This window comes from Moorena sp. SIO3E8 (assembly GCF_010692445.1).
Classification (GTDB): Bacteria; Cyanobacteriota; Cyanobacteriia; order Cyanobacteriales; family Coleofasciculaceae; genus Moorena; species Moorena bouillonii.
The window spans coordinates 36,599-44,562 of sequence record NZ_JAAHHM010000056.1 but is presented as its reverse complement, the minus strand read 5'-3'; the positions used below and the strand labels follow the sequence as shown (position 1 = coordinate 44,562).

The window sequence follows — 7,964 nt, the reverse complement described above, 5'->3', positions numbered from 1 at the left end:
TTAACTTTAAACTTTTAAAAATCAACTAAACACTTTGAGCTTTTGTAAAATCGGTGTTCCTAATGGCTCTTGGTTGGGATTTTGCGATCGCATACTCTCAGTTTCACTGATGGGCACCAAGTTGACAGCACAGGCTTTTAATTCTGGTTCCAGGGAAATGGGACAAGATTCAGGATGGGTCAGAGCATTAGCTTCTGCCTGATTTGCCCACAAAGCTCCCCAGTGCATGGGGGCAAAGACTGTACCAGGAGTAATCGCTTTAGTGACTTGAGCTGGGAAGCGGCAAGTTCCGCGACGCGATCGCACTTCTACCCAATCCCCATCTTTAATCCCCAGCTTTTGGGCATCACGGGGATGAATTTCTAGTAACGGATTGGGGTACATTTTGGTAATTTTCTCAATCCGTCCGGTGCGGGTTTGGGTGTGCCAGTGACCATAGAGTCTGCCACTGGTCAGCACCAAAGGGTAATCCTCCGACGGGGGTTCTGCCAGTCCTTTAGAATGGAAAGCGGCAAATTTTGCCTTGCTATCTGGCGTATTGAATCGGAAGTCAGTATAAAGCCGTTTGCCAGTATTGCTGATTGACTCAGAAGACTCTTGATTTTGGAACTCCTCAGGGCAGGGCCATTGAATCGGACCGTTTTTCCGTAAGCGCTCGTGACTAAGTCCAGTCATGTCACAAAGTCGTCCACGGGTAAGTTGGACAAATTCCCGATAGACAGCGGCAGAGTCAGTAAAGTCAAATTCTTTAGTAAAGCCGAGGCGACGCCCTACTTCCGCAAAGATTTCCCAATCCGGTCTGGCTTCTCCTGGTGGATTACGGAATTGGGGGCAAAAGGTGACAACTCGCTCAGAGTTAGTCATAGCGCCAGTCTTTTCACTCCACTGGGCTGCTGGGAGCAACACATGAGCATAAGCAGCGGTTTCAGTGGGGTAGTAAGCATCTTGATAGACAGTAAAGGACGATTTTCTTAGGGCTGCCTTAGTTCGTTCAATATCCGGCATACTCACAGCTGGGTTAGTGGCAGCAATCCACAAGAAACCGACATCTCCAGTTTCTAGACCTTTGATCATGCTCCAAGCATCAAGGCCAGGATTGGGGGAAATTGTCCCTGGATTGAGTTTCCATAACTGTTCCACCTCACTACGATGTTGGGGATTCTTTACTACCCGATAACCCGGTAAGATGTGAGCAAGTCCCCCAGCTTCTCGTCCTCCCATCGCATTAGGTTGACCAGTTAGAGAAAATGGTCCTGCTCCTGGTTTACCAATGTTCCCTGTCATCAGGTGCAGATTGATGATGGTGCGAACTTTAGCAGTACCTTCTGATGATTGGTTGACTCCCATGGACCACAAAGACAGGACACGCTTCGATTTTGCCCAGTAGCGAGCGGCTTCCTCAAGTTCATGCACCGCTATACCACATCTTTCCGCAACTATTTCCGGTGGGTAGTTGATAATTATCTGAGCGTATGCAGAGAAGTCGCTGGTACACTCCTCAATAAATTCCGTGTCTAGTTTACCCCAGCGCAATAGTAAGTGAGCAATGCCATTGAGTAAATCAATGTCAGTACCCGGTTTAATCGCTAGATGTAAATCAGCCAGCTTAGCGGTAGACGTGCGGCGAGGATCTACCACTATCATTTTAACATGACGATGCTTTTTGTGATGCTTACGCAGACGGTTAAATACTATGGGGTGACAGTCTGCTGTATTAGTCCCAATCAAAAAGGCACAGTCTGTTAATTCTAAATCGTCATAGCAGCACGGAGGTCCATCGGAACCAAAACTTTGGATGTATCCAGCTACAGCTGAAGACATACACAGGCGCGAATTAGCATCAAAGTTATTGGTACCGAGGCAACCTTTGAGCAATTTCTGGGCAATATAGTAGTCTTCGGTTTGGAACTGACCGGAACCGTACATACAAATTGCTTCTGGTCCTTGGGTGAAACGAACCGTCTGAATCCGATTCACTACTCGGTCTAGGGCTTGATCCCAACTCACTCGCTGAAATGGTTGGTCTAGGGAATCCCGCATCATGGGATACTTGAGGCGGTCTTTATCCAGAGACTCAGTTACACTGGCACCTTTGATACAAACCATACCCTGGCTTGAAGGATGAGAGCGATCGCCTCTGACTTTCCAAATCGGATTCCCTTGACTATCTCGATAGGTAGCACGACCAGAACCAGCTGGAGGCAATACTTCCAGACCACAGCCAACCCCACAGTAGGGACAGAGTGTCTTAGCTGAGTCAGTCATGATGTTTTCCCCCAATTTTTTTTTTTTTACTATTTTTATAGTTTGTAACTATATTAAATAGTTTTTTTTATTAATTTATGATTAATATTTCTTATATCAACTATCAGTTATTTCTAATAAATGTTAATTTAAAATTAATCATAAATTAGTTAGCTACTTCGCTACATTATTTCCCGTTTTAAGGATTTTTCAAGAGCAATTATATCTTTCGATAGGATTTTGGGAAAATTTTTGTTAATTCAAAATCAGGTTAAGTCTTGAAGAGCTGATAGCTGAAGGTTGACTGCTAAAGGTTGACTATTTTTTTTGATTCTTCAGTACCTACTATGCTAAATTTATAGTTAAAAAAAACCAAAAAGCTTACTGTGTAAGGGTTATGAGGCTATTTAACAATAAATTTTTCCAATATAGCTGCCTCTTCCTGCTGCTCCCTGCTCCCTGCTCCCTGCTCCCTTTGGCAAAGTGCTAATTTAGCATAACAAGTACGGAAGAGCCATTTTTTTCCTTGTTTAAGAAGCGATTATTTCGTGAGTTTTGGGGCAATCTTAATTAAGATTGCCCCACTTCTATCTACATATTTTTGAGCCATCTAGTAAGCGAGTGCTTTCAACTAGACCTACAAAGGAACTAGTTCATTAAGTCTCCAGTTTCCATAGCGGCAGCAGGGCTAGCAGCAGTAGCATATTGTTCTTCCCCTTCATGAAGGTCAGCAAAGGAACCCTTAGGTTCTTTCAATACTAGGAAGCACAGGAAGGCAACAATCAAAGCTGAAACACCCAACATCTGGAAGAATATACGGTTACCCACATCCCCTGCTGGCAATAAACTGAAGATAGTCAGGTAAGCAACAGCACCAACGTTTCCGTAAGCACCCACGTTACCAGCCACCTGACCGGTGATCCGTCGTTTCACCAGAGGTACGATAGCAAAGGTAGAGCCTTCTCCAGCTTGCACAAAGAAGGAACAAGCCATGGTCAGCAGTACCGCACCAGGAAGCCACCAGCCTCCGTTCACCGTACTGAAAATCAGATAGCCAATACCCATACAGAATGTTAGAACTGCCATGGTCATCTTGCGGCTACCCAGTTTATCAGAGATTAAGCCGCCACCAGGACGGGACATCAAGTTCATGAAAGCGTAGCTAGCAGCAATCATCCCCGCTGCTTGTTTACTCAGTCCGAAGGTGCCTTCAAAGAAGGCAGGGAGCATAGAAACTACAGCTAATTCAGAACCGAAGTTAACAACGTAGGTCAACTCTAGAATGGCAACTTGAGAAAAATTGAAGCGGTCTTCAGGAGGATAGCGCTTACGACCTGCTAACAAATCTTTGTTAACTGCCCAGCAGTTGTAAGCTTGGAACAGATACAGCCCAAGTAGACCAGCCCAGACGATGTAGAGAACATTTTGCTCGAAAAAGCCGACTTTATTCAAGCGCCAAGCCAGAACACCAAGAATGATCGATAGAGGAGCATTCATCACCATCAGAAACCAGAAGTCTTTTTTGGTGGTGACTTCCATTCCTCTGGCGCTTTTGGGCTTCTGATAAACTTTGCCTGGGGGAGTATCTTGGACGTTAAAATAATATAGGATACCATAGAGAGCAGCGATAATCCCAGTACCAGCAATGGAAAAGCGCCAGTTGAGACCTGGACTGCCAAAGGCTAAAAAAGCGGCAATGGTAGGTAGGGTAAAGGCTGCTGCTGCAGAACCAAAGTTACCCCAGCCCCCGTAAATCCCTTCGGCTAAACCAATTTCTTTGGGAGGGAACCATTCTGCCGTCATCCGGATGCCAATCACAAAACCTGCACCTACGATACTCAGTGCCAAGCGGCTAATCACCAGTTGGCTAAAGTTCTGTGCCGAGGCAAAAGCAATACAAGGTATTGCTGCATACATCAGCAACAGGGAGTAGGTGATTCTTGGCCCGTATTTATCTAACAGCATCCCGATGATGATACGGGCAGGCACTGTCAGGGCAACGTTACAAATTGCGATGGTTCGGATTTGACCTACTTCGAGACCGAAGTCTGATTTCACCTGTGTTGCTAGGGGCGCTAAGTTGAACCAGACTACAAACGACAGGAAGAAAGCAAACCAGGTCATGTGGAGGATTTTATACCTACCACGAAACGACCACATTTCTGCGAGCATCTATATACCTTTCCTCTACTCAAACTACGAAAACAGAAGATTCACGCACCAACAGCATTAGTGATAAAAGCTGAACGTTTGGGTGGATTTAGTCTCCTCCAAAAACTACTCCAAAGAATCCCTTTCAAAACAATCCAGCTGATCGGTTGCCATCAACTTGCTGACTGATTAAAGTTACCTATTAGTTTGAATACTATAGCTTATTGGTTTAGGGTAATTCTTTCGGAATTGATTGCTAAAGTACTCGCCCATAGATACTACTTTTCTGAGGTTAACTTAATACTATTGTTCAGGTACTAATAGTGACACCCCTGAAACATAAGTTTCGTATGATTTGTTACAAATTATTTCTGGTGATGAATTAAATGCATAATTTATATTCAATGGTTACATCAGAGCCAGAAAATTGGGGTGTTGCTTAATTTTCGAATGAATTGAGGTTTATTCCTAAGTTAAGCCAAGCCGATTAACTGAGAACGATCAGCTCGGATATCGAAACCATTGAGGTAATTAACTGGCTGACTAGGGTCAAATGCTCTTTGATCCACAAACACATCAGCAGGTTCAACCCTCATACGCTCACTAGGTAAATCGATTTTCAACGCCTTGGCAACCTCTTCATAAATTTTCACTGGATAAACCCGGTCGATAATTTTATCCGCATCCTTGGGATATTGACGTCGGTTAATATGACGCCAGCGAATCATTTGGGTTAGCAACCAAACACCATGGGAGCGCCAAGGATAATTAGCATGATTGGGCTTTTTCAGATAGTCTGTATCTTGGAAGTGAAATAAATTAAAATCAGGGATTGCTTCAAATCGGTCTTTCTGGTCAAAGCCACCATAATTATAGTTGCCCAGTAAAGAACCTTCCAGATAGCTTACTTTAGTGTCGATGTATTTGCTCCTAGATATAATCTGAGCAATTGACTGGCGATTTTCTAGTTGGTCACAATACTGACAAGCTTCCAAAACAGCCGCTACTAAGGCTCGGGCGGTTGTGGGATGTTTTTCTGCCCAAGGTCCCATGGTTGCTAGTATTTTTCCTGGATGACCTTTCCAAATATCCCGACTTACATAAACCGTAAATCCAGCCTGGTCTACAACTGCTCTTTGGTTCCAGGGCTCATCTAAACAGTAGCCATCTACTATCCCAGCTTGGAGTTTGTATACCATTTGAGATGGTGGAAACTCGATTAGCTTAATCTGTTTCTCGGGATTAATCTCCATAGCTGATAGCCAGTAGAGAAGCGTATAGTTTGCCATGGAGTTGGTCAAGTCTATCCCTACCTTGAGGGGCTCGGCTAATTGTTTAATGTATTTCCTGTAGGAGTAGGCAAAATCTGGGAAATTATAGTACTCCGTTGAAGGACGAATAGCACCTTGCCAAGCTTTTTTGGAAAAAGTGATCCCAGCGCCATTGCGATTGAGCATCATTAGAGATATCACTGGTGCCTTGGCTGAACCAAAATTGGTGAGCATTGGCAATCCAAACAAGGCAACGCAGGCATCTATACCCCATGATAGTAAGTCTTTGTGAACCCCTGACCAGTCAGGATATTTTTTAAGACCCACATTCAGACCATAACGCTGAAAAAAGCCCTTTTCTTTGGCAATGATTAAAGGAGCACAGTCAGTTACAGGAACAAAGCCAATGGTGAGGTTAGTTTTTTCTAACTTACCAAAGTTAGCCGGAGGTCGTTGAGTGGGCTCAGAGGAGCGATCGCGTTTTGGGAAATCGAATAGATTATTTGAGCTACAGGCACTAAAGCCACATCCTACCGTGGCACAGCCGATGTATTTGAGAAACTTGCGGCGCTCCATATTGTCGTTTCCGATTAATGGACAATGGAAAATGGAAAACTAAGTTTTCACCATTACCTAACCATTAACCATTAATCTTTGACAACAGTGATTAGGGATTAGCTATAAGGTCTTCTACTGGTTAGTGATTACTCTCCGACTCAGAACTAACTTAGTGGGATTTTGCTCCAAAATTCTCAATCAGTATATTGCCCAAGACCTCTGGTAAGTCATCACAAGCAACACTTTTGAGCACACACTCGCCCAGCTTAGCATCTTTGCCAACTTTGCCACCCATGTAAATATTGACTCCTTCAACAGACTTACCGTCTTTACGCACCTTAGTTCCCATCAAACCAATATCAGCTACTTGGGGTTGACCACAAGAGTTGGGACAACCTGTCCAATGAATCCGCACTGGGTTTGGTATATCTAAATTTTCTTCGAGTTCCCGAACTATTGCCAAGGCACGATTTTTGGTTTCAATCAGAGCAAAATTGCAGAACTGGGCTCCTGTGCAAGATACTAGAAGCCGTTCTAGAGGTTTGGGCTCAAGGGTAAATTTCTGCAAGAGGGGTTCAGCTAAGAAAGCGTCGAGATTAGCATCCGGAATATTGGGAATAATCACATTCTGCTCAACCGTGAGGCGGATTTCGCCACTGCCATAAGCCTCAGCCATCCGTGCCAGATCAAACATCTGCTGAGCATAAAGCCTACCAACGGGCACGTGTAAACCCACATAATTCAGACCTGGTTGCTTTTGGGCAAAGACACCAATATGGTCTCGTTTTTCCCAATCTATTTCATCGTGAGGAGCAGCCGTAGGGAGTTCTCTACCAAACTGCTTACTGACTTCCTCGCGGAACTTGTCAATCCCCCACTCATCAATCAACCACATCATCCGGGATTTTTGCCGATTCGCCCGCGAGCCTTCGTCGCGATAAACTTCCAGAATAGCACGACACAAGTCAACTACATCATCATTAGGCAGTACCCAAGCATTGAGGGGAACAGCAGCTTCACAACGCTTGGCCGAGAAAAAGCCACCTACGAGTACATTCAAGCCTAGTTGTCCATCTTTGTAGGCAGGCACGAAGGCAATATCATTAATTTCAGCATGGACTGAGTTATCCCGACCCCCTTCAATAGCAATATTGAATTTACGGGGCAAGTTAGTAAACTCGTAATTTCCTTGGCTGTTATTAGTGATCATGTCCTGTACCTTTTGGACAAGATCCCGAGTGTCAATTAATTCATCGGGATCTATCCCCGCCATGGGAGAACCAGTAATATTGCGGACATTGTCCATACCGGATTGGACGCTAGTTAAGCCAACTTGCTCGAACCTGCGGAAAATATCAGGCATGTCTTCAATGCGGATACCTCGCAACTGGATGTTTTGGCGGGTCGTGATATCAGCACTACCATCTTCACCATAGCGCTGCACTATCTCAGCTAGTACCTGCATCTGAGTGCTGTTGAGAATGCCGTTGGGTGTCCGCATCCTTAGCATGAACTTGCCTGGAGTGACAGGTCGGTAAAAAACACCCATCCACTTCAGCCGATGCTGTAGGTCATCTGGCTCTATTGCTTCCCAGCCAATTCTAGCAAACTCTTCTATTTGTTCTTTAATGGCAAGACCATCTTTCTCTGCCTTGAATTTCTCAAATTTGTTTAGTTTTGCGGCTGGCTTAGCTGCGCTGGTCATCAAATCTTCGCGGCTGGATACCCCATCCCTGGCCG

4 protein-coding genes are annotated in these 7,964 nt (G+C 44.6%); all 4 read right to left on the bottom strand.

What is annotated here, in order from left to right; all coding sequences use genetic code 11:
* Positions 1-21: 21 nt before the first annotated feature.
* The 4 genes from F6K46_RS22060 to F6K46_RS22045 all read right to left on the bottom strand — a co-directional run bounded on the left by F6K46_RS22060 (position 22) and on the right by F6K46_RS22045 (position 7,929).
* Positions 22-2,265, bottom strand: a complete 2,244-nt coding sequence (locus F6K46_RS22060) for a molybdopterin oxidoreductase family protein (RefSeq protein WP_293059681.1) — start codon at positions 2,263-2,265, stop codon at positions 22-24.
* 627 nt (positions 2,266-2,892) lie between these two features.
* Positions 2,893-4,416, bottom strand: a complete 1,524-nt coding sequence (locus F6K46_RS22055; protein ID WP_293059678.1) for an MFS transporter — start codon at positions 4,414-4,416, stop codon at positions 2,893-2,895.
* Positions 4,417-4,868: 452 nt separating this feature from the next.
* Positions 4,869-6,242 carry an ABC transporter substrate-binding protein gene (locus F6K46_RS22050; protein ID WP_293059674.1) on the bottom strand — a complete coding sequence of 458 codons (1,374 nt, stop codon included), beginning with the start codon at positions 6,240-6,242 and terminating at the stop codon, positions 4,869-4,871.
* Between the two features lie 151 nt (positions 6,243-6,393).
* On the bottom strand, positions 6,394-7,929 hold the full coding sequence (locus tag F6K46_RS22045; RefSeq protein ID WP_293059671.1) for a ferredoxin--nitrite reductase: 1,536 nt from the start codon (positions 7,927-7,929) through the stop codon (positions 6,394-6,396).
* Positions 7,930-7,964 lie beyond the last annotated feature (35 nt).